Source organism: Oleiphilus sp. HI0132, assembly GCF_001635845.1.
In genome coordinates, this window is the sequence record NZ_LWGJ01001321.1 from 1 (window position 1) to 1,140 (window position 1,140).

The following is a 1,140-nucleotide window of genomic DNA, read 5'->3' on the forward strand; positions in this document are numbered from 1 at the left end:
GGTGGGTTAATCTATATCTGGTTGCTTATTCTGGGGGTTGAATATCCCTTGTTGTGGGCTTTAATTGCTTATCTTCTAAATTTTGTACCGAATATTGGTTCCATTATCGCAGCAGTACCCGTGATGTTGTTGGCCTTAATTCAATTAGGGCCTTTGCATATGTTGTTGGTTGCAGCGGGTTATTTATTTGTTAATACCTTGATGGGCAATGTTATTGAGCCGCGCTATATGGGGCGGGGCTTAGGGCTTTCTACTTTGATTGTTTTCTTGTCTTTGGTATTTTGGGGTTGGGTGCTTGGGCCAGTGGGGATGTTACTGTCTGTCCCACTGACCATGCTGTTAAAAATTGCCTTTGAAAGCAGTGACGAGACCCGCTGGATCGCAATCATTATGGGGCCAGATGTTGCTCAAGAAAAAGATGAGAAGCGGTAGTTCTAAATGAGCAGCTACCAAAGATCCTCTTCATCTTGAGAGTCGCTTTGAATTAGAATCCTTTTGAGGTCTTTTTCTCTGTCTTTGCTATGAGCTTCGGCTAAATCAACTTTTTCGCCGTAAACTTCGAGCCAGGTACGTGAGCCAGGTAGCATGTGAGCCAGGTCATACATGCCGGTACGTAAGGCTTCTAGAAATTCTTGATTACCTTTTTCTTGTTCCATCACCACGTTAAGCAATTTAAGGTTGCTTGTATTGCCCAGTTGATCCTGGATAACGGGTAATATTTTCTTAAGGCTCTTTATTTGTTGAGTTTGAGCTTCGTTTTGGCTGGTCAATTCCGAGATTTGTAGCTGTAGCTCTTCAACGACTTCAAGGTTGACGGACTCTTCTTCTTCATCTCCGAAGACGGTGATCGTTATTACTGTAATCGAAACAGAAATAATCACGATTAGTAAGAGTGCGACAACCAGTAGTACTATTTTGTTCGTCCCGACACTCTCTTCCAGAGCAGTAATTCGTTGCTTTTCAGTGAGTGGCTCGTGCTCCACTTCATCTTTCTTGGCCATGGTCTATCCTACGTCGCGAATTTGATGATGAGCTCGGGAGGTGTGCATGTAGTCATGCTAAATCGAACAGAAGTTATGCGAACCCCGGTGAGCCCAGATAGTTTTAGTGTAGACCAAAACTATCTGAAGTACCTACCAA

Annotated in this window: 2 protein-coding genes; one reads left to right on the plus strand and one right to left on the minus strand. The window is 43.5% G+C overall.

All coding sequences use genetic code 11. The features are described 5' to 3' along the window. The coding region (locus A3766_RS20175) for an AI-2E family transporter (protein WP_156509002.1) at window positions 1-432 on the plus strand (432 nt) is incomplete at its 5' end. Between the two features lie 14 nt (window positions 433-446). Here A3766_RS20175 and A3766_RS20180 read toward each other — a convergent pair. Next, on the minus strand, window positions 447-1,001 hold the full coding sequence (locus A3766_RS20180; RefSeq protein ID WP_068514531.1) for a hypothetical protein: 555 nt from the start codon (window positions 999-1,001) through the stop codon (window positions 447-449). Window positions 1,002-1,140: the final 139 nt, after the last annotated feature.